At 36.6% G+C, this 20,932-nt stretch carries 17 protein-coding genes; 10 read left to right on the top strand and 7 right to left on the bottom strand.

The window, feature by feature from the left end:
* Positions 1 to 180 precede the first annotated feature (180 nt).
* The 4 genes from GO621_RS15745 to GO621_RS15760 all read right to left on the bottom strand — a co-directional run bounded on the left by GO621_RS15745 (position 181) and on the right by GO621_RS15760 (position 3,887).
* Positions 181 to 453, bottom strand: a complete 273-nt coding sequence (locus GO621_RS15745) for a hypothetical protein (protein WP_157568761.1) — start codon at positions 451 to 453, stop codon at positions 181 to 183.
* Positions 454 to 565: 112 nt separating this feature from the next.
* On the bottom strand, positions 566 to 970 hold the full coding sequence (locus tag GO621_RS15750; RefSeq protein ID WP_157568763.1) for a single-stranded DNA-binding protein: 405 nt from the start codon (positions 968 to 970) through the stop codon (positions 566 to 568).
* Positions 971 to 1,453: 483 nt separating this feature from the next.
* Complete coding sequence (locus GO621_RS15755; protein ID WP_157568765.1) at positions 1,454 to 1,924, bottom strand: JAB domain-containing protein; 471 nt, start codon at positions 1,922 to 1,924, stop codon at positions 1,454 to 1,456.
* 829 nt (positions 1,925 to 2,753) lie between these two features.
* Positions 2,754 to 3,887, bottom strand: a complete 1,134-nt coding sequence (locus GO621_RS15760; RefSeq protein WP_198170283.1) for a WYL domain-containing protein — start codon at positions 3,885 to 3,887, stop codon at positions 2,754 to 2,756.
* Positions 3,888 to 4,270: 383 nt separating this feature from the next.
* Between GO621_RS15760 and GO621_RS15765 the strand changes: the two genes are divergently transcribed.
* From GO621_RS15765 to GO621_RS15775, 3 genes are all read left to right on the top strand, one after another.
* Positions 4,271 to 5,935: a reverse transcriptase domain-containing protein gene (locus GO621_RS15765; RefSeq protein ID WP_157568769.1), complete on the top strand. Its 1,665-nt coding sequence runs from the start codon at positions 4,271 to 4,273 to the stop codon at positions 5,933 to 5,935.
* 439 nt (positions 5,936 to 6,374) lie between these two features.
* Positions 6,375 to 7,130 (top strand): DUF6577 family protein, encoded by a 756-nt coding sequence (locus GO621_RS15770; protein ID WP_157568771.1) that lies wholly within the window; start codon positions 6,375 to 6,377, stop codon positions 7,128 to 7,130.
* The gene (locus GO621_RS15775) at positions 7,123 to 8,274 is read left to right on the top strand and encodes a nucleotidyl transferase AbiEii/AbiGii toxin family protein (RefSeq protein ID WP_157568773.1); all 1,152 of its coding nucleotides are present in this window, start codon (positions 7,123 to 7,125) and stop codon (positions 8,272 to 8,274) included. The genes GO621_RS15770 and GO621_RS15775 overlap by 8 nt, the downstream gene beginning before the upstream one ends.
* 288 nt (positions 8,275 to 8,562) lie before the next feature.
* Here the strand turns inward: GO621_RS15775 and GO621_RS15780 are convergent, their stop codons facing one another.
* Both GO621_RS15780 and GO621_RS15785 read right to left on the bottom strand, forming a co-directional pair.
* The gene (locus tag GO621_RS15780; RefSeq protein ID WP_157568775.1) at positions 8,563 to 9,294 is read right to left on the bottom strand and encodes a hypothetical protein; all 732 of its coding nucleotides are present in this window, start codon (positions 9,292 to 9,294) and stop codon (positions 8,563 to 8,565) included.
* On the bottom strand, positions 9,275 to 9,907 hold the full coding sequence (locus tag GO621_RS15785; RefSeq protein ID WP_157568777.1) for a hypothetical protein: 633 nt from the start codon (positions 9,905 to 9,907) through the stop codon (positions 9,275 to 9,277). The genes GO621_RS15780 and GO621_RS15785 overlap by 20 nt, the downstream gene beginning before the upstream one ends.
* Before the next feature lie 130 nt (positions 9,908 to 10,037).
* On the opposite strand from GO621_RS15785, the gene GO621_RS15790 reads away from it, so the two are divergent.
* From GO621_RS15790 to GO621_RS15820, 7 genes are all read left to right on the top strand, one after another.
* Complete coding sequence (locus tag GO621_RS15790) at positions 10,038 to 10,994, top strand: nucleotidyltransferase family protein (protein WP_157568779.1); 957 nt, start codon at positions 10,038 to 10,040, stop codon at positions 10,992 to 10,994.
* Positions 10,995 to 12,635: a ThiF family adenylyltransferase gene (locus GO621_RS15795; RefSeq protein WP_157568781.1), complete on the top strand. Its 1,641-nt coding sequence runs from the start codon at positions 10,995 to 10,997 to the stop codon at positions 12,633 to 12,635.
* On the top strand, positions 12,632 to 13,102 hold the full coding sequence (locus GO621_RS15800) for a Mov34/MPN/PAD-1 family protein (protein ID WP_157568783.1): 471 nt from the start codon (positions 12,632 to 12,634) through the stop codon (positions 13,100 to 13,102). The genes GO621_RS15795 and GO621_RS15800 overlap by 4 nt, the downstream gene beginning before the upstream one ends.
* Positions 13,089 to 13,871 (top strand): NARF domain-containing protein, encoded by a 783-nt coding sequence (locus tag GO621_RS15805; RefSeq protein ID WP_157568785.1) that lies wholly within the window; start codon positions 13,089 to 13,091, stop codon positions 13,869 to 13,871. Before GO621_RS15800 ends, GO621_RS15805 begins: the two co-directional genes overlap by 14 nt.
* A 277-nt stretch (positions 13,872 to 14,148) precedes the next feature.
* On the top strand, positions 14,149 to 15,729 hold the full coding sequence (locus GO621_RS15810; protein ID WP_157568787.1) for a type I restriction-modification system subunit M: 1,581 nt from the start codon (positions 14,149 to 14,151) through the stop codon (positions 15,727 to 15,729).
* On the top strand, positions 15,726 to 16,964 hold the full coding sequence (locus GO621_RS15815; RefSeq protein ID WP_157568789.1) for a restriction endonuclease subunit S: 1,239 nt from the start codon (positions 15,726 to 15,728) through the stop codon (positions 16,962 to 16,964). The genes GO621_RS15810 and GO621_RS15815 overlap by 4 nt, the downstream gene beginning before the upstream one ends.
* Positions 16,965 to 17,014: 50 nt before the next feature.
* Complete coding sequence (locus GO621_RS15820) at positions 17,015 to 19,864, top strand: type I restriction endonuclease subunit R (RefSeq protein WP_157568791.1); 2,850 nt, start codon at positions 17,015 to 17,017, stop codon at positions 19,862 to 19,864.
* A gap of 125 nt (positions 19,865 to 19,989) precedes the next feature.
* On the opposite strand, the gene GO621_RS15825 is transcribed toward GO621_RS15820, so the two are convergent.
* Positions 19,990 to 20,574: a GNAT family N-acetyltransferase gene (locus GO621_RS15825; RefSeq protein WP_232335679.1), complete on the bottom strand. Its 585-nt coding sequence runs from the start codon at positions 20,572 to 20,574 to the stop codon at positions 19,990 to 19,992.
* Positions 20,575 to 20,932 lie beyond the last annotated feature (358 nt).

Raw genomic sequence — 20,932 nt, forward strand, 5'->3', positions numbered from 1 at the left:
CTTTTCAAAAATGTCCTGCCAGTAGGCCTGCAGGTATTTGTCCCGGTTTTCATGCGCCGGGTCTTGGTGGCTTAACTGGCGGAAGTCATCCGCCTGGGTTATCGCCTTATTTAAATCAGTAATTTCTATCTGCTGTTTCTAATTTTTGTGTTTTGTTTCGGCGTGTTAATTCTGTCCCCGTTATTTTACCCTCCCGGCTTTCTTGCGGTAATAGTCCTGTAATATGCCCGCCTGCTCCCTGCTGCTCTGGGTATAAAGCATACATTGTTCTGCCATTTCCAGCAGCATCGCGTGCCAGATGATCTTGGCTAAGCGGTAGCCTTCCTCCGTGTCCCCTGCAATATCAAGTACCGGGCAGTCCAGGGCCTGCTCAAACAAAACAGTTATTTCGTTCAGCGGCTGGTTGTAAGCCATCAATTCTTTAAAACGCACTTTTAATTCTTCATTAGTCATAAGTTGGGGTTGGTTGATGTTTGAATAATTTTGCTCTGTAAGCAGGTGATTGATGTTTGTAAACCATCACCCGGTTGCTCTCCGGGTGATGATGGCTTTGTTTAAACGGGCTTTAGAACGGCAGGTCGTCGTCATCTACATTGCCCTGCTGAACTTCGATTTCTGTCTGCTTTAGGGCTTTAGGACTTGCTACATGTTCTTTGATGGGACTTGCAAGGATTTTCAGGTTAAAAACGGTGCAAGTAAGTGTGGCCACGGCCTTTCCTTCTTTGTTTGTCCAAGCACTTGCGCCTATCCTTCCGTTTAAGGTTACAACAGTCCCTTTTTTCAGGTATGGGGCTACTTTCTGGCTTCCCCAGTAACTGCACTGGTAAAAGGTGGAAAGCTGCACGCGCTCGTCCTGGCCTTTCGGGCGGTAGCTGTCATTAAGCACTACAGTAAATTCGGTTACTTTTTTTCCTGATTTGGTTTCTTTGGTTTTGGCCTCTCCGGTCAATCTTCCTGTGATGGTCTGCATGATGCTTTGTTTTTTTGGGGTGAACTTTTTGGTTTGTTTCCCTTTTTTTAGCCGTCTGCCCCGAAAAGCTAATTTTTAAAAGAAAAAACGGTAAAAAAGAAAGCCCTTAAAAGGTCGCCCGGTAACCGGTTGCCAAAAGGAAACGGAATAAGTGCCGCAGGCTGGAAAAGCTTGGAGGATACCAGCTTTTATCATTATGCCGTAGTCTTTTTGCTGCCGGTTTAGTCCCTTCCTCAAAAAGGGACTAAGGGTGCCACCTTCGCTGCCCTTTTTATCCGTTTCGTTAAAAAATTTGCGGCTGGTAATCATTCATGCCCTGGTACTCCTGCTCCCGAAGGAGAATTGTGGGGACACGCCACTGGGGGCATTATCCAAAATGAAATGCCTTGTTCCCGGTTCTGTTAATTCGGATATTTGGTTTCTTTGCAGTTCTTATGTACCAATCCGCAGGCAAATAAAAAACCCCGAAGGGTTTTTAAAGGGCTAAATAAGCCCTTCATCAGCAAACGACAGGTATGCTTCTTCCGTTAAGATTAGGTGGTCCAGTATTGCAATATCGAGTAGCAGCCCACCTTTTTTTAATTTCTCGGTCAGCTTTAAATCTGCATCACTTGGTTTTAAGTTTCCGGAAGGATGGTTGTGGGCTAGGATAATGGAACTGGCATTTGCTTTCAGTGCTGCCTGAAAAACCACTTTCGGATCGCATACGGTGCCTGCAAACCCGCCTACAGACACTAAGAAAATCCCGATAACTTTATTTCCCCTGTTTAGGAGCATGATCCGCATTTCCTCGCGGTGTTCGATGCTGCCTTCGTTCCAGTTATCGCGCATGATTTCGTAGGCATCCCGGCTGCTGGCAATTTTAGGTCTTTGTGAAGGTTTTACAATACTGGAATAACTGATGCTAATTTCTGCTACCTGCAATAAGGGTGTTGTTTGAATTGTGCTTTTCATGTTTTTAAGCTGTTTTTGAGGAAATGATTGATGAAAGCACTCATCACGCTATCCTCGGGCAATAAGGTCAAGGTGGAGGCACGGAAAAAATGCGGAGGCTCCCGTAACCAGAGTGGAGGGATACCCATTTTTTTCGGGTACTACCTTGCAGGGCGAACGCCACAGGAGGGTAAAGGCCACCGTTTGCCGGAGGATAGCGACCTTTGCTTGCCATCTGTCATGGCCTGCTCTCTCTGCTTTGTTTCTTTTTTTTGCAGGTTTTATTTCAAACAGTTTTCCCGAAATGGAAAACAAAAGATCAAAACGCGGAGATGGATCAGGGAAAACGATTAAAGTATTTTGGCCTATCGTTTCGCATTTTTATTTATGTATTTGCATGAATGATTTTACACCATCTATATATTTATATATTAATATATTTATATAAGATGATAGGCACTTGGTGTACGTTTATATCCACCTAAACATTGATGGCCTATACCGGCGTATCCCTAACTGGTTTGAGATAGACCTCTCAGGCGATAAGTAGGTATTGGGTAAGTCTCATAAACTTTAATTGTGGTTTAATAAGTTTGTATCACAAATACAAAGACAAAATCCTTTCTGAACCTAATTTTTGGACTACGTTTTTTAGAGGTATGATATCGTGAGGTTGAAAAACAGGTAAGCTCAAAAAGTTATGACTTAATGGACTATGCCTGTCACTCTTTGGGGCAACCCAGATTATTTTAATTTGATATTATATGTATTAAAAGAAATGGCCAAGTCTAATTAAATGACTTTGCTTTAGTTTTTAATTAGGAGGCACCAATTATTATGAATTCCGTTATTACCTATAAGTAAGAGCCAAACATTGTGCGTTTTGAATGCGATCAACACGAAAGTTTCTTTTGTCAGATCTCAATAAACAGAAACCAATCATATAAGCAACATCTTTAGCATCTTCCTTTATCGTTACCAATTGCATGTTTTTAATCGTTCTTTGAGTTAACTGGTTATTCTTGTTTAGATACTTGATCCTAATATAGGATTTTTGAGTAATTGCTTTATTAAGTAAAACTTGAATTTCATTCGTAATAAACTTCGATGTTGCAGCTTCTGGCTGCGTTAATATGTCGAATTTAGGTGCCTCTTCAGTAAACGGCGTAGTTACTGATCTGACACTGGTTGATGCTTTCAAATTATACTCTTCCATTCTATTTGTAAGATAATTGAAGCCTCTCAAGTAGTAGTAGCCACCTTTGTGTGAAATATTTTTTGGCTGAATTAGGGTCTTTTTAAGAGAATTTCCAACCATTAAATAACCTGACTTCTGAATTATTTTTTGAATTTCAACAAGTCTCTTATCTGGTATTTTTTCTATTAATTCAAGTACCTCTACTGGTAAAGGGTATTCTGAGATGCAGTTGTTAATAGTATCAAAATAATTGACCACTACAGCAGTTACTGGTATAAGTCGAATCACTTTACCCTTATCATTTAAAGGATGTTTTGATTTGTATGGCACATTTCCAACAAATTGAAGAACAGGTGGCAAAAAGGCAAGCAAAGTATTTATAGTAGTATTGGGCGCACCACCATTTACTGAATTATCATCATAGCTAAGTGTGGATTTCTTTTTTCCAAGTTCTAATGAAACTGTTTTAAAGTTAAGCCTTGCACCACGTTCTATACTTTTTGGATCAATCGCTAAAGCGGATTTTTTAATTAATTTTAACTGATCTTCATAAACATCAGCTGTCTCAAACTTGAAAGTTTTGGGAGAAAACCAGATACACTCATATCTGAAAGTATCAACCTTTTTTTCATCTGCCTTAAAGGTGGATTTAGATATTTCTGTAACGACCATCAGTGGAGGCAATGTTAAATGATCCCCACTAACGATAATAGAAGTGTTTTCGGAAACGTAAGGATGAGACTTTAATGTAACAATATCACCAATACTAAAAAATTTAGATTCCATGCCTAAACTTAGCATATTACTGCAACAACTTTTTTATATTTGTGAGCCTTGCAGCGAGAGGGGGATAAGACATTTAGTTAGGCCGTAAAGTTTTTCAAGAATAACTATTTTATCTGTGTTCTCGAAAGATTGACTGATTATCTATAGGATAACAGGTAAGCGATTGCCATGTACAGCGGCTATTTGAGCATTTATAGCCTTCACAGATTCAACGGCTCGTCCGAGCAATTGAATAAATGAGGTTACTATAAGGTGTTCTGTGGTGCTGATACAGCATATCACTAATATGTGAATAAAGATATTAATTATCAATAGCATTTCCATTGTTGTTGAATTATATGTCAGTTTATGTATAACATTGAATTAATAGTGTGACTCATTAGATGGGTACTGGCCTTATATCGCAAGAGAAGTTATGTTTATCAATCAACCCGTTACACCCGTTGCAAGGCTTTTTTATGATTCCGCCATTTGACAAACGTCCAGAATGGTTTAAAGGCCGCGGCTACCTACATATCACCCCTAAAATTGATATTCGAGAAAGGTATATTGAACTCTACGCTTTAATTAACAATCCTGATTTCGTAGCTAAGCACGCTTTCTTTCCACTTATTCATTCTATAATTAAAGAAAGAAAATACAAAAAGAAACCTGATGGAACCGGAAGGGCACATTCTTTTATTAAAGAAGGTAAGCTTACCCGAACTGAAAAAAAACGTCCACTCCACTATGCAACGCATATAGACGCTTTGATTTTTGGTTGCTATGCTACAAAATTATCCAAATTATATGAGGAAAACTTACAAGCTGATAAAGAACTAAACGACTGTGTCATTGCTTACCGGAAGATTCCTATTGAAGACCCTGATGGCGATAACAAAGAAGTCATAGGCAAAAGCACTATTCATTTTGCACGTGAAGCATTTAATGAAATTAAAGAAAGAGGGAAGGCAGGGTGTACAGTTTTAATGTTTGACATTAAAAGCTTTTTTAGTGAGCTTAATCATCAAAAATTGAAAGAAGCATGGTGTAGCTTACTAAACGTAGAAAGACTAGATCCTGCAAATTTTAATGTGTTTAAAGCTGCAACGGAATTCAGATATATTTTAAAGGACGATTTAAGATTAAACCCTAAAAAGCATGGTAAACGAAGCGGATTTGATGAGAGAAAACTTTCGGTTATTCGTAAGTATCACGGGATTGAATCTTTCTTTTCATCTATTGAAGAATTTAAAGAGGCAATTAAACACAAAAGAATTAGGGTGTACAAGCATCCATTTGTAAAAGATAAAAAAGCTGTTGGGATTCCACAAGGTCTTCCTGTTAGCGCAGTCCTTGCAAACCTATATCTATTAAGTTTTGATAAAAAGGTACTAGAAGTGGTGGTAGATGGGTACAAAGGATTTTATCGAAGGTACTCGGATGACATTATGATTATTTGCGAGCCGGAGCATACAAACGAAATAGAAAAGTTCATGCTTGCTGAAATACAGAAAAGCAAGGTAAAAATTAGCCCTGATAAGACTGAAAAGTATCTATTTCAGTATGAACAAATTAGCTCGCGCATAAACAGACTAACATCAACACTTATCAGTGGTGAGAAAAAAATTATAGGAAAACCATTGACTTATCTCGGTTTTGAGTTTTATGGTTATAAAACACTAATTAAGTCAGCGAATATTGCCAAATATTATCGTAGGATGATAAGTGCTGTTAGGAGGCATGCTCACCGGGCGGGTAACAATCACCATCTTATAGGTTCAAGACCCGCGATTTTTCCACGCCAGTTAAGAAAGCTTTATAATGATATCGATCTAAGTAGAGATAAAGAACGTCCAGAACGAAAAGTATTAATAAAAAACGATAAAGGTTATTTCCATTTTGTAAAAGTTAAGGCTACACCAAGGCCTAAAAGTAATTACTTTGCTTACTCCAGGCGATCTGGTGATATTATGAGCGAGCCTAAGGTCAAAGATCAATTAAATAAACATCGTAGTATATTTCATGCAGCAATGTCTCGACATCTAAAAAAAATCAAAAATCAATAATGTAACCGTTTGATGTAATCACTTTTTAAGGAAACATATTGATAAAAACACTATAGACAAAAATTGGCAATAACTTAATAGAAAAAATAACTACTTTCCTTTGATTTATTAATTATTTTCAATATTGTCCTATGCTCTTTTTGTTTAATTTAACTTATCCCGCATTTAATATTTTTAACATTAAATATATATTTTAGTGCAAAGTATATGTAGTCATACGTCCCGGAGTTTCAATCAACTGTCAATTTATTTCTAATAGTTTTTTCTTCGAAATCATCTAAATTTAAAAGAAATATTAATGATTTTGCAACCAGTTAGATTTTCAAACAAAGTCTACTAATTTGTCATTGCTGTCTTTTGTTGGATCACAAACAAAGTCCAATAGTTTGCGTTTGCTGTCTTTTGTTGGAAAGTGTACTTTTGTAAAAAACAAGAAAAAGTGGCTAAGGATTTAATTGTCGAACAGTTAAAGAGGAAATTTGAAGGAAAGGAAACTTTTTCCAGAAAGGAACTATTTGATTTTTATTTGCGCTTCGATCCTGATTTAAAGGAAACGACTTTCAGGTGGCGGATATATGATCTTCGTGAAAAAAAAATTATTAATCCGATCTCGAGAGAATTATTTTCATTTACTTACAAGCCCACTTTCAAACCAGAATTTAACGATTCCGAAAAAAAGATAATTACTAAAATAATTAAGCAATTTCCAGAAATGAAGTTATGTATCTGGTCAACGCGGATATTAAATGAATTCATGCTACATCAGGTGGTAAAATTCATTACCATTATAGAAGTGGAAAAAGATGCTCTTGTACCAGTATTTCATTTTCTAAAGGACATCAACGTAAGGGATGTTTATTTGCAACCTGAAGAAAAGGAGTTAGAATGGTACGTATATGAAGGTGGCTCAGCACTTATTATCGAATCCCTTGTTTCTAAAGCTCCTGTCCAAAAATTTAGAAACATACCGGTACCTACTATTGAAAAGATTATTGTAGACATTTTTACAGATCAGAGATTATTTAATACATATCAGGGAAGTGAGTTGGGTCAAATTATAAATACAGTTTATAGCAGGTATCAGCTTGATTTTACCAAACTATTTAGTTACGCAAAAAGGAGAAGAAAAGAAAGTGATTTGATGGAATACCTATCACATTATACTGATATACCTCAAACCATTTTATATGATTGACCTGAAGTCGTTATCACCAGAATGGATTGATGAGAAAAGGGAAAAATACAATAAAGATCCTGGGCTAATAGAAAACATGATCTATGCTTTGCATTTGCTGGAACACTTAAAACTATCAGGTTTAGATTTCATATTTAAAGGCGGTACGAGCCTAATATTAATGTTGGAAGAACCACAACGTTTTTCCGTAGATATCGATATTATTGTTCGACCCGATATGACAAGGGGCAAGTTAGAATCTCACATATCAAAAATTTTAGAATCAAGCAATTTTACCGGCATACGGCTGGATGAGCGTAGAAGCTACAAGGAGGGAGTACCCAAAGCACATTATGCCTTTTCGTTTCAATCGAATGTTTCAACTAAAAATCAGAAGGGCGAAGTAATAGCGAAGCCACAAAAAGAAATTTTGCTTGACATATTATTTGCAGATAGCCATTATGCAGTCATTATAGAAAAACCGGTAGAAACAGAGTGGTTAACGACAGAAGGTGAAATTGTTACAGTCAAAATGCCGGACATTTGCTCTATTGCAGGTGATAAATTAACCGCGTTTGCTCCAAATACAACAGGGGTGCCTTATCATAGGGAAGGTATCAACAACAAAGGTGAGACCATCAGGTCAGAAATGTTCATGGAAATAATGAAACAGGCATTTGACGTGGGTTGCTTGTTCAACCTTATCGAAGACTTGGACACGTTCAAACAGTCTTATAGAGCTACTGCAAGGGCTGAAATCGAATACCGGTCCGAACGCGGGATTATTTCGGTCGATGAAGTCGCTAAAGATACAATTGCTACGGCCTTAGTGTTAGCAAGGAACAATACACAAATCAATGCTGATGATAGAGTTATATATAGTTATCTCCAAAAAGGTATAGGGCAATTTGGTCATTATGTTTATGCAGCAAATTTTCGAATCGAACAGGCCCAGGTCGCCGTTGCAAAAGCAGCATATCTGGCGGCAATTGTATTAACTAACGCGGATGTTTTAGAAAGATTTGATAGTAAAATACCAGTAAAAGAATATATAATCAACCATCCAGACCACAATTTTTTAAATAAACAATTGAAGTTTGTAGCTAAAGGAGAAGCCCTTTTTTATTGGAAGCGAACAGTAGCATTGCTATTTGATGGTGAGTAAATGATGAAAAAATCTCTCAAAATGAGTCTTAAATAAATAATAGCAGCCTTTTTTTAAGCTGATTGAAATAATAAACGACATTGTATTGTAACCCTGCCTTAGTTTGAATATTTTATTTAATGGAAATGGGTATTTGGCTTTTGGAAGTTAGAATACAATTGTTTTTTTAATCTATCTTAAGTTTCATATGGTCTGTTGGATTTAAAGACTTTTCGCTTTTTAAGCAGGGCCGAATTTCGCGAGGGGTTATCAGTGGAAGAAAGAGGTAGTTGATACCGACTATTACAGTTAAATCAAGTTTGTATGCTTTATCAATCCATTTTTACGCAGCCATTCGAAGGAGTTCAGAATTTCTTGTTCAGAAAATTTCCGTTTGCTTTCCGCCCAGTTATAGAACAAGTCAATCATCGATGATTGATTTATGATCCTATTTTGATTCTTCAATTCGAGAAAACAAGCGAAAACAGTAGTCGCAAGTTCAGTAAATTCAGTTTTTTGCTTTCTAAATAACTCGATGATAAACTGTATTCTGTCATTAAGGTCTCCAAAATAACTATTATAATAACCTTTATAATTTTCATGTTTTTCAAGAGGCACAAATTTATAACGAGTATAATTATCCACCTTTGATTGTTCTATCGCAAACCATTTTTGTTTACGGAATTCTTTACCGATAGAATACATAAATTTGTTATCGAAGGGACCAGCAGCCTGTTTATCGTAACGGTTGGTAATTCGCATTTCTGCCATATGTTCACATATATAGACCAGTTTCTGAAATTTTACCCTGCCTAATGAAGGCTCATTGTGCAAACGTTCAACGATTTCAGCAGCTAAAACAACCCTTTTAAAATAGGTTTGGCGGTCCTTTTCTTTTAATGATTTTTCATATGCCTGCACGCTTGCAAGTTCCTGATATTCTTGTAGCGACGAGGGCGTAACAAGACCCGCTAGCATCAAGCCTTTTTCAAAATCTTCGAGGGAAAAATTTTTATTCATTTCAGTTGGCATTGAACTCATTGATAGCATTTTTTACCTTCTCTATCGCGCGTTCACGAATCTTACGTATAGTATCTTTCTTAACATTCAATTGCTCGCATAGTTGTTCAGTTATATCATCCGGTAAGTATTTTTGAAATCTTTTATGTTCAATATCCATCAGGATCACCGCCTGTTCCTTTTTATTCAATTTGTTAAATATAAAAATCGCAAAATCCTTCTTGTCTTTAAGGTTGATAACGCTAGTGTTTTTCCCTGCTGACTCAAGGATTTCATCAAAATAGGTCTTATGTGCAACGGATTTCTTTTTATTATTGTTATGATGATTGTTAAATAAGCTAAACGAAATGCGTTTAAGGTAAACCAGGACCGCTGTGTGCTGATCCGGTATCTTAATTTCATCGGTTTTAAATGATTTATACTGGCGAACCTTCGCACAGGTTTCGTGGGCGATTTGCTTTCCAATATGTGGGTCGAGATTTCTTTTTTTGCAAACATCAGTACAATGTGTTGTAAGCTCAGTGATAAACCGATTAACGAATTCCTTATAGAGTTCGCTGTCATCCTCAATTGAGCATAATTGCTCAAGCAGAGCCACATCAGTTAAGTGAATCAGTGTAGGTTTAAGGTTCAACAGCTCTATATTACTTACTATCAAGCGTGACAAATATTCTAAAAATATAATGTCACGCTTCGAAGTATATGGGTTAGCACTAACAGTGTAAATATATTATTTCGCTTTCATATTAAACAAAAATCATATCATGGCAACAGATAGAAATAAACATCTTAATGATGTGCTTACTTCCCACAAGGTAAGCAAAGAACAAGACCTGCTAGATAAACATAAACGTAAACGAGACGAGATATTTGACGCTTTAGTAGCAAAATATAGTGGCGATATTTACTCCCCTTTCAACTCGGGTTCATTTGCAAAAAATACGGCCGTTAACAAAAAATTTGATTTCGATTTAATGATTCCATTTAAAAGAAATTCTTTTAGCACACTGGAAGAGATGTTTACAGATTTGTATAATTACTTATTAGAGAAATACGGCAGCATTGCGCATGTCCGTAAACAAAAAGTGTCAATAGGAACTGAATTCTTTGCTGATGATAATGGGGATGTGGTGAAGATTGATGTGGTGCCCGGCAGGGAATTAAATCAAAATCAGTATAAAGAAGATGATAAACTGAATTTATATGTGTATTCGCAGTTTGGTAAACTGCAAGGTGGTAGCGACTATATCCGCAGTAATATAAAGGCACAGGTGCAAAATATTAGAGACAATGCAGATAAAGTTAATTTAAGGCAGAATGTAAGATTATTGAAAGTTTGGAAGATTTATAATAGCAAAACACCGAAATCTTTTTTTTTGGAACTAATAACTATTAAAGCATTTGATAAAGTAGAAATAACAGGCGGTATGTGGGATAGGCTGAAATCTGTTATGGAATATATACGTGATAATGTAAAAACTGTATCATTACCAGATCCGGGTAATAGCAATAACGAGGTTGCAGATTCTATGTCGGATTATGAAAAATCTGCACTAAGCGATGATATGAAAAACATGATAAACCGGATAGAAGAAAACAGCGATTATATTAAGGTATATTTTCCTCTTAATGAAAAATTTCCGATTGAGGATACGAGTAGCAATAAGTACGACGAGCGTAAATCTGGACCATCTATTCCACCACCAACACGCTTTGGTTAAATGAAAAGTAGAACAGATTATATTACCGATGCAATGGAGAAAGTTGAGTGCGTAAAAATTACTCAACCTTTTGTGCCGGATAATTTGATTGTGAAAGGTGCTATCGAGATAACTGTTAATTTGTTAACTCTGAATTTTGAGGTTGAGGTATATTCTCCGTACCCTTTTCAATATCACGATCTTGAGACTATACGATTTGTCAATAAAGCTTTGATCAAATATGATCATGTCAATGGAGATGGTTCTATCTGTGTTCACACATTACACAGCCCCGATCTTGCTACTAAAATTGCTCTTGATTTAAACTCGCTGAAACACTGGATCAATAAATACTTCATCAATAGACAGAAGGATGTTCATTATGAACACATCGTCGTTTCTCCTTCTGGAACAGGCAAGAGCCAGGCGCTTTGGTTTACCGACGTTAACTACCTGTTTAGTAAGGGTGAATTTGGCCAGTTTCATTTTTCAATGTTGAGTACGGGAAATGTCAACAATGAAGTAGTTCAAACTTTTATATTGCAGGAATTTAGGTTTAAAAATCAAGAGGTAAAATCTTTATGGAATAAAAACTATAAACAGTTAAATCAGTCCACTGGAATATTTCTATTTATAGGAAATCCACCGGTTACAAACCGTCGGTTTGCTGTTTCTAACTGGCAAGACCTTGAACCGTTTGTAGGGCAAGACTTCTTTAAATATCTACATCACTTTGAAGTAAACCTAAAGAAAAATTCTTCGAAAACTTCTGAACTAAAGTTAATTCTAGGTTACCACATCGAAAAAAACGAAATCCACTGGCAATGCATTAATCTCCCAGTGGGTAATTTTCCAAATTATGCCGAAAAAACAGGCCCTAAAACCTATCAAGGCCGTTTTAAGGACAAGTTGATCGATTGGATGCACACCAAGAACTGTTCGCCTAAGTATTTTTTTGGACGTGGAACATTATCAAAAAAGCTTACAGATAGCAGAATTTTAGTAATTGGTATAGGAGCAATTGGCAGTATGTTATGTACCACGCTCATCCGCGGTGGTTGTCTTAATTTATTTCTAAATGATCATGACGTTAAAGAAGCAGACAACGTTTGCCGATCAGAATATCAGTTTTCAAGCGGTATGGTTTCGAAGGTATATGAACTTCGAAATCAGCTTTTGCTCATTTCGCCATTTGCAGAAATCAACGGTAACGAAGAACTCACTGATATTATCAAAAGGTACAGCAAAGAGGACAACTGGCAGGCAGCCTTGCAGGAAGCACTTAATAATTTCGATTATATTTTTGACTGTACCACGGATAATGATCTGGCATATATATTTAGTCAATTAACTATCAAGCCGGAGGTTATAAATATTTCAATTACCAATCATGCAAAGGAATTGGTTTGTGTATTTAAACAAAATCAATATGACTGGTTAATGGAGATATTTAAAAGTCTTAATAACGATATTATGGACTTATATAATCCTACAGGTTGCTGGAGTCCGACTTTTAAAGCTAGCTATAACGATATTTCCGTATTGATACAGTTTGCACTTAAGCAAATAAACCAAGCGTTGACCAAAGAACGACCTTTAAAGAATTTTTACCTTTCTACGTCTGAAGAAGATGGCTTTGAAATTAAATTAAACCAGTTTTGAAACTAAAAAATGAAGAAATAGGGCTGTATCTGGAAATAACGGACGGCCTGCTTAACATCATTAAAGATTTAGGATTAAAACATTACCCCAAAGAATTTGGGGGAGTACTCGTAGGTTATTATTCAATAGACAAGAAAACAGTTAACATAATTGATACCCTATTGCCTGTTTCTTATAAATCTTCCAAGATTCATTTTGAAAGAGGATCTGAAGGATTGAAAGAACAACTGATAGAACTCTTTAATGCCGAGCAGCCTCTTATTTATCTTGGCGAATGGCACATTCATCCAGATGCACGACCCTTGCCAAGCGGGACCGACGTTGAAGGAATAACAGAAATTGCAAAACATAAGGATGTCAATATTACCAGTCCAATACTTTTGATAGTTGGTCTAACCACAACCGAGATGGAGCTAGGATTTTACGTTTATTTTAAAAATAAAATTTATAAATATGAAACCTACTAACAAAATATTTACCGTAGTCTTAATTATGCTTTTTCCTATTATTGGAATCAGTAAGCCAATTCAAAATCAAAAGTCCAAATCTGATGCACGTATTGAAACATTAGAAAAACGAGTTCAGCAACTGGAAAATTATAAGGGTAATATAGATAACTTATCAAAAATTCAGAGTGAGAATTTAAGAAAGTATGTCGATGACGAAATAAAGAAGGGCATGGGTAAGATCGACGATGCTAAAACTATGATCACATGGATACTTTGGTTCGGTTTACCTGTGACACTAATTTCAATAGCAGTAGGATATTTTTCAGCTATTAAAAAAGCTAAAAAATTTGTGCTTGATAAAATCGAAACAGTTGTGGAGGGAAATCGGGATGAAATAATCCGATTGATTGAGACTGAAGCTTTTGACACAAGATTGAGAAATACTAAACATTTATTGGTAGTTAGTGGTGATGAAGAGTCAGAGGAAAGTTTAAAAAAGTTTATGACAAAGCTTAACTTCAAAAATGTTAAATATAGGAGAGCAGAATCAGTTGACAATATTCCTGATCACGATCTAATGATTTTTAACACACCGAAAGGCAATCTTAGTCAAGAAACAATAGATCTATTTATGCAGAATACTGAAGATGAAGATATTTGCTATGTCGCATATACAACTATGCAACTTAATCGTGACCCAAGATTAAATTTTTCTAATTCTAGATTTACGTTATATCACAGTATATTATCAACTTTAAAATTTTCTGAAAGTGCACGGTTAAATTGAATGATAAAGCCTTGACATTCTTTGTAAATTTTATGAATTCATGCTCCCTAGAACGTTATTTTGTCTTATAATAAGATTTTGTATAGATAAATCTGTACACCATAAACAACTCTAAAACACCGGGTCGGTAGGCCACAAATGTCGGTAGGACTAATCTATTAGCTGATTAAGTAATTCTATGCCGGTAACGGAGGTTTTAGTCACTAAAAATATTTCAGGAAAGAACTATTTAATCTTACATTATCCGTCAATTATAAAATTACCCTTATACTGTTAAATGTCTGAAGATCAGAAAAAACAATTGGAGCAGCAACTCTGGAATGTAGCTAATACATTGCGCGGCAAGATGAATGCAGATGAATTTCGAGATTATATATTAGGATTCATCTTTTACAAATACCTCTCTGAGCGGATGGAAATCTACGCCAATGAAATTCTTGAAACTGATGGAATCAAATACAAAGAAATTAATGAAAACGCCGAAGATGGCAAAGCTTATTTAGAGGCGATAAAAGAAGCATCTGTAGAAAAATTGGGTTACTTTCTAAAGCCTTCCGAACTGTTTAGCGAGGTGGCCAAACGTGGTAATGGTGATAAAGACGAAGATGAAAGCAATTTCATTTTGGAAGACCTGCAAAAGATCCTGACCAACATTCAGCAAAGTACAATGGGCACGGAAAGTGAAGAGGATTTTGACCATTTGTTTGAAGATATGGATTTAAACAGCACTAAGCTGGGCAAAACGCCGGAAGCGAGGAATAGCATCATTGCGAAAGTGTTAGCCCACCTGGATAAGATCGATTTTAAACTAGAACAAAGCGAACTGGATGTGTTGGGTGATGCTTACGAATATCTGATCGGTCAGTTTGCCAGTGGCGCAGGAAAAAAAGCAGGTGAGTTCTACACACCACAACAAGTAAGTACGATTTTGGCAAAACTGGTAACTACCGGCAAGAAAAAACTAAAGTATGCTTATGACCCAACCTTTGGTTCTGGTTCGCTAATACTACGCGTGGCAAAAGAAGTAGAGGTAACACAGTTTTTTGGACAGGAGTTAAATCGTACCACTTATAACTTGGCGCGGATGAACATGATCTTACATGGTATCAATTATCGTCGGTTCAATATCAAGCAAGAAGACACGCTGGAGCATCCACAGCATTTGGGAATGGAATTTGAAGCTATTGTAGCCAATCCACCCTTTTCTGCCCAGTGGAGCGCAAACCCTTTATTTACGAGCGATGACCGATTTAGTCAATATGGTAAACTGGCACCAAGCAGCAAAGCTGATTTTGCTTTTGTACAGCACATGATTCATCATCTGGCAGAAAATGGAACAATGGCTATTGTACTTCCGCACGGCGCGCTGTTTCGTGGCGGTGCAGAGCAGCATATCCGCCGGTATCTCATCGAAAATCGGAATTACCTGGATGCAGTAATAGGTTTACCGGCTAACATTTTTTATGGTACCAGTATTCCTACCTGTATTATGGTGTTTAAAAAATGCCGGGAACAGCCGGACGATATTCTGTTTATTGATGCCAGCAAAGGTTACGAAAAAGTAAAAACGCAGAATGTTTTACGAACAGAACATATAGAAAAGATTGTAAATACTTACCGAAACCGGCAGGAAATACCGAAATTTAGTAAAAGAAGTACGCTAAAAGAAGTAGCGGAAAACGATTACAATCTGAATATTCCGCGCTATGTAGATACGTTTGAAGCAGACGACCAACTGGATATCAACGCCATTGCGCTGGAACTGCAAACTTTGGAGAAGGATATGAAAAATACGGATACTGAACTGGCTACTTTTTGTACAGCATTAGGTATTGAAACACCTTTTTCATTAATATGATGGTTACAGAAAATACAGATTTAGCACTTGAGCCGGTTTTGCGGTTTCCTGAATTTGAAGGAGAATGGGAGCAGAAGAAGTTGGGAGAAATTACACAATACGTAGATTATAGAGGAAAAACTCCTCAGAAAAGCGAACAAGGTGTATTTTTGGTTACGGCAAAAAATATAAAGCAAGGATACATTGATTATGAAGTTTCAAGAGAATTTATTCTTTTGAAAGATTATGAAAATGTCATGAGAAGAGGTAAGCCTCTTATTGGTGATGTTCTTATTACAACAGAAGCACCATTAGGTAATGTTGCATCTATTGACATTGAAGGAATTGCTTTAGCTCAACGAGTTATTAAGTTAAGAGGAAAAGAAAATATTTTACAAAATGGTTTCCTTAAATTTAGACTTATTAGTCCTCAATTTCAAAAACCTTTAGATGATAAATCAAGTGGAACAACAGCTAAAGGTATAAAAGGAAGTGAATTGCATAAAATGGCAATTTCTTTCCCCACACTTCCCGAACAAAAACGCATTGCATCTTTCTTCACTGTTTTAGATCAAAAGCTAAACCAACTCAAACAAAAGAAAAACCTGTTGGCGCAATATAAAAAAGGTGTTAGGCAGCAGCTCTTTTCGCAGAAATTGCGGTTTAAGGACGATGAAGGAAATGAGTTTCCGGATTGGGAGGAGAAAAAGTTGAATCAAATTACAGAAATTTTTGACGGAACACACCAAACGCCGACGTATTTACCAATTGGTATTCCTTTTTATAGTGTTGAACACGTTACTGCAAATAATTTTGAAAATACCAAATTCATATCTATTGATGTTTTTGAAAAAGAAAACAAAAGAGTAAAATTAGAAAAGGGCGATATTTTAATGACTCGTATTGGTGATATAGGTACAGCAAGACTTATTGATTGGGATGTTAAAGCTTCATTTTATGTTAGTTTAGCCTTAATCAAACAATCATCAGAATTTTATTCAGCCTACCTAAATCATTATATTTCTACCAAAGATTTTCAAAATGAATTATGGCAGAGAACCATTCACGTAGCATTTCCTAAGAAAATAAATTTAGGTGAAATTGGTAATTGTATTGTTATGCTTCCTGTAATTGCAGAACAAACCAAAATCGCCAACTTCCTTTCAGCAATTGATGAAAAAATAAATCAAACGCAAATCCAGATAAAAAAAACCGAACAATACAAAAAAGGGCTGATGCAAAAAATGTTCTGCTAAAAGAAGTATTCAAATTAAAGCCTTCATCATTCAAAGCTTCTACCAAACCAATGAGTAAACAGCCCGAACAAATACTGGAAGAACAACTGGTAGCACAATTGCAAAAGCTGGGTTACGCTTTTGTTCAACTGAAAGATGAACAGGATTTGTTAGCCAACTTAAAAGCACAGTTAGAGCAGCACAACAACATTCATTTTACAGAAAAAGAATTTGAACGGGTTCTTAATCTGCTAAGCAAAGGTTCTGTATTTGAGAAGGCCAAAATGCTGCGCGAAATGCAGCATCTGGTTAGAGATAATGGCGATAACCTGTATTTCGAGTTTCTACAAACCGAGCACTGGTGCCAGAACCGTTTCCAGGTAACCCAGCAGGTAAGCATGGAAGGCAAATACAAAAACCGATACGATGTTACGCTGCTAATAAATGGTTTGCCTTTGGTACAGATAGAACTGAAACGGCGCGGACTGGAACTGAAAGAAGCTTTTAACCAGATTAACCGTTACCAACGCCACTCGTTTGGTGCAGGTGCGGCACTGTTTCAATATGTGCAGGTATTTGTCATCAGCAACGGTGTAAATACCAAGTATTACGCCAACAACAAAACGCAGACCTTTAAGCAAACCTTTTACTGGACTGACCGGGAAAACCAGCGTTTAACCAATATCCTCAACGGTTTTACAACAGATTTTTTAGAGCCTTGCCATATCAGTAAAATGATATGTAAATATATCGTGCTAAACGAAGCATACAAGGTCTTAATGGTGTTGCGCCCGTACCAGTATTATGCGGTAGAAGCTTTAATAGACCGGGTTAAAAACAGCAACAAAAACGGTTACATCTGGCATACTACCGGTTCGGGCAAAACTTTGACTGCTTTTAAAGCCAGTCAGATTTTAACTGGCTTGCCGCAGATTAAAAAGGTAGTTTTTGTAGTTGACCGGAAAGATTTGGATTATCAAACCACTAAAGAGTTTAACAGCTTTAGCAAAGGCAGCATAGACGGAACAGACAATACAAAAGCATTGGTTAAACAGTTTACAGACGATACCAAACTGATTGTAACGACCATCCAAAAACTAAATACAGCTATCAGCAAAAAGCAGTATCTGGATCAGATGGAAAAGCTAAAGGATGAACGCATCGTTTTTATTTTTGACGAATGCCACCGCAGTCAGTTCGGCGAAACACATAACCGGATTAAAGCTTTTTTTAACAATATTCAGCTGTTCGGTTTTACCGGTACGCCCATTTTTGCTGATAATGCTGTAAAAAACGAACTGGGCAAAAGAACCACTAAAGAACTGTTTGGTGAATGCTTGCACAAATACGTGATCACGGACGCCATCAGGGACGAAAACGTATTGAAGTTTGCGGTTGAATATGTAGGCAGGTACAAACGGAAAGATACTGCGACCGAAGTAGATATTGAAGTAGAAGACATTGACACCAAAGAGTTAATGGATTCGCCATTGCGATTGGAAAAAATAGCAGATTATATTATTGCCAATCATCACCGTAAAACGCATAGTCAGGCATTTACGGCCATGTTCTGCATTAACAGCGTTGATACGCTGATTAAATATTACGACATCTTCCAGCGTAAAAAAGAAGCAGGCGAACACAGTTTAAAAGTTGCAACCATTTTTAGTTATGCAGCAAATGAAGACGATGCCGATGCGAATGGCTTTATTCCCGAAGAACTTTCGGTTGCAGAAGAACCAAAGGTTTTATACGGACTGAACGTACACACCCGCGAAAAGCTGGATGAGTTTATTACTCATTATAATCAGTTGTTTGACACCAAGTTTTCGACGAGAGATAGCGAAACTTTCTACAACTATTACAACGATATTTCCAAGAAGGTAAAGGAAAAGAAGATCGATATCCTGTTTGTGGTCAACATGTTTTTAACAGGCTTTGATAGCCCTGGTTTAAATACGCTTTATGTAGATAAGAACTTGCAGTACCATGGTTTGATTCAGGCCTATTCGCGCACCAATCGTATTCTGGATGAAAAGAAATCTCAGGGCAACATTGTGGTTTTTCGGAACTTGAAAGATGCTACGGATGAAGCGATCACTTTATTTTCTAATAAAGAAGCGATTGAAGAAATCATCATGGCTCCTTTTGAAGACTACGTAGAGAAATTCAATACTGCTTATAATGAACTGCTGAAAATAACACCTACCGTAAACAGTGTTAATGATTTGCAAAGCGAAGATGAGGAACTGGCCTTTGTTAAAGCATTCCGCGAATTGATGCGTATCAAAAATATTCTGTCTGCTTTTGCCGATTTTGACATGGATAGCGTGGAAATGCCCGAACAGCTTTTTGAGGACTACAAAAGCAAGTATTTGGATTTATACGACAAGGCAAAAAGCAATGACCAGAAAGAAAAGGTTTCTATTTTAGAAGATGTGGACTTTGAACTGGAGCTGATTCATCGTGATGAAATTAACGTTAATTACATTATCCAGCTGCTTATCAAGCTCAAAGCAAACTCCAAAAAAGATACAACCCAGGTTGAAAAGGAAATATTTAACTTGTTAAATACAGAAGCACCTTTAAGAAGCAAACGAGAACTGATCGAAAAGTTTATTCAGGATAATTTACCTGTTTTGCAAAACACCGACGATATACCGGAAGCATTTGAAAAGTTTTGGAACAAGGAACAACAAAAAGCTTTTGAGCAACTAGTAGAAGAAGAAAACCTTTCCGCAGATAGAACCGAAAAAATAATTGAAGATTATCTTTATGCAGAACGGGAACCTTTGCGTGATGAAGTGCTGGAGCTGCTGAAAGGAGATAAACCTTCAATTTTACTGCGCAAAAAAACCGGAGACCGGATTTTAGGAAAGGTCATAAGTTTCGTGGAAAAGTTTATTAATGGAATGAGATGAGATTATGAACACGGTATTATTATGCAATTTGTCACTTTTGAAAAAAGACGTCTAAATTTCTCCTACTTAACATAAGATAAATTATAAGGCAGGTAGAAAAAGGCATCAGTTGCCCTCTAAGCAATTCATTTTCCAAGTATCTTTAGACTTCTTTCTTGTCCATCGAGAATAGCTACGTTAGGAAGTGTTGCCCAATCTTCAAAGCCAAAATGTTTAAACAGCTTTAAACTTGGTTCGTTATGTGAAAAAATAGATCCAAGCAATGTTTTGATACCAAGCAGGGTTGAATTCTCAATACAATATCGAAGGATTTCTTTACCTAAGCCCCTGCCTCGCTCGGTTGCTTCCAGATAAATGCTTATTTCAACAGTTGAATCATATGCAGGTCTTCCGTAAAACGATTGAAAACTTACCCAACCTATAATTTGATTAAACGTGTTTTCCATAACCCAAAGAGGTCTTTTCTCGGAACTATGTTCGTCAAACCATTTTTGCCTGCTGCCAACAGTTACAGGTTCTGTGTCGGCCGTCACCATCCGTGATGGTATTGTTGAATTATAAATCTCAACAATCTTTATTAGTTCAGCCTGTGTAGCATTTCGATAATTCAACTTTGCCATCATTTTTTTACTGTTAAACGTCCTGAATTTACCGCCAACAAACAGATATTGAAGTCGGCCTGATAATACTATCTTATCAACCGATACCAAAGCTAAGTTAATGATGGATTGCTGATAATTATATTACTGCCCGATAATGTTCAATCACGCTGGAACTGAAGCTGAGTAGATTTACAACTGCTGATGCTGCGTGCTGTCTGCCCACTTGCAGCAATGCTTTTGTTGTAGGCTGTATTTCTAAAATTTGCAACGCTAAGCTTTTTTCATGTAGGCTCCTGTTGAAAAGTGAAAAGCTTTGAACAGCAGAACTTGAAAATAGTACCTTCCGGAAATAAGCAAGTATCCTTATCGTCTGATGTAAATAATTTACCTCTACTTAAAACCGAGAACAAGTTATACGCGTAACTCATGCATCTGTTTACATGCCCCTTGGCATATTACTTAAACC

This window comes from Mucilaginibacter arboris (assembly GCF_009754915.1).
GTDB classification, from domain to species: domain Bacteria; phylum Bacteroidota; class Bacteroidia; order Sphingobacteriales; family Sphingobacteriaceae; genus Mucilaginibacter_A; species Mucilaginibacter_A arboris.

Bases quoted from the DNA above. Each gene is read 5' to 3' on its own strand.
- GO621_RS15745 (WP_157568761.1), bottom strand. From the start codon at position 453: ATGACTAATGAAGAATTAAAAGTGCGTTTTAAAGAATTGATGGCTTAC.
- GO621_RS15750 (WP_157568763.1), bottom strand. From the start codon at position 970: ATGCAGACCATCACAGGAAGATTGACCGGAGAGGCCAAAACCAAAGAA.
- GO621_RS15755 (WP_157568765.1), bottom strand. From the start codon at position 1,924: ATGAAAAGCACAATTCAAACAACACCCTTATTGCAGGTAGCAGAAATT.
- GO621_RS15760 (WP_198170283.1), bottom strand. From the start codon at position 3,887: ATGGAATCTAAATTTTTTAGTATTGGTGATATTGTTACATTAAAGTCT.
- GO621_RS15765 (WP_157568769.1), top strand. From the start codon at position 4,271: ATGGGTACTGGCCTTATATCGCAAGAGAAGTTATGTTTATCAATCAAC.
- GO621_RS15775 (WP_157568773.1), top strand. From the start codon at position 7,123: ATGATTGACCTGAAGTCGTTATCACCAGAATGGATTGATGAGAAAAGG.
- GO621_RS15780 (WP_157568775.1), bottom strand. From the start codon at position 9,294: ATGAGTTCAATGCCAACTGAAATGAATAAAAATTTTTCCCTCGAAGAT.
- GO621_RS15790 (WP_157568779.1), top strand. From the start codon at position 10,038: ATGGCAACAGATAGAAATAAACATCTTAATGATGTGCTTACTTCCCAC.
- GO621_RS15795 (WP_157568781.1), top strand. From the start codon at position 10,995: ATGAAAAGTAGAACAGATTATATTACCGATGCAATGGAGAAAGTTGAG.
- GO621_RS15805 (WP_157568785.1), top strand. From the start codon at position 13,089: ATGAAACCTACTAACAAAATATTTACCGTAGTCTTAATTATGCTTTTT.
- GO621_RS15810 (WP_157568787.1), top strand. From the start codon at position 14,149: ATGTCTGAAGATCAGAAAAAACAATTGGAGCAGCAACTCTGGAATGTA.
- GO621_RS15815 (WP_157568789.1), top strand. From the start codon at position 15,726: ATGATGGTTACAGAAAATACAGATTTAGCACTTGAGCCGGTTTTGCGG.
- GO621_RS15820 (WP_157568791.1), top strand. From the start codon at position 17,015: ATGAGTAAACAGCCCGAACAAATACTGGAAGAACAACTGGTAGCACAA.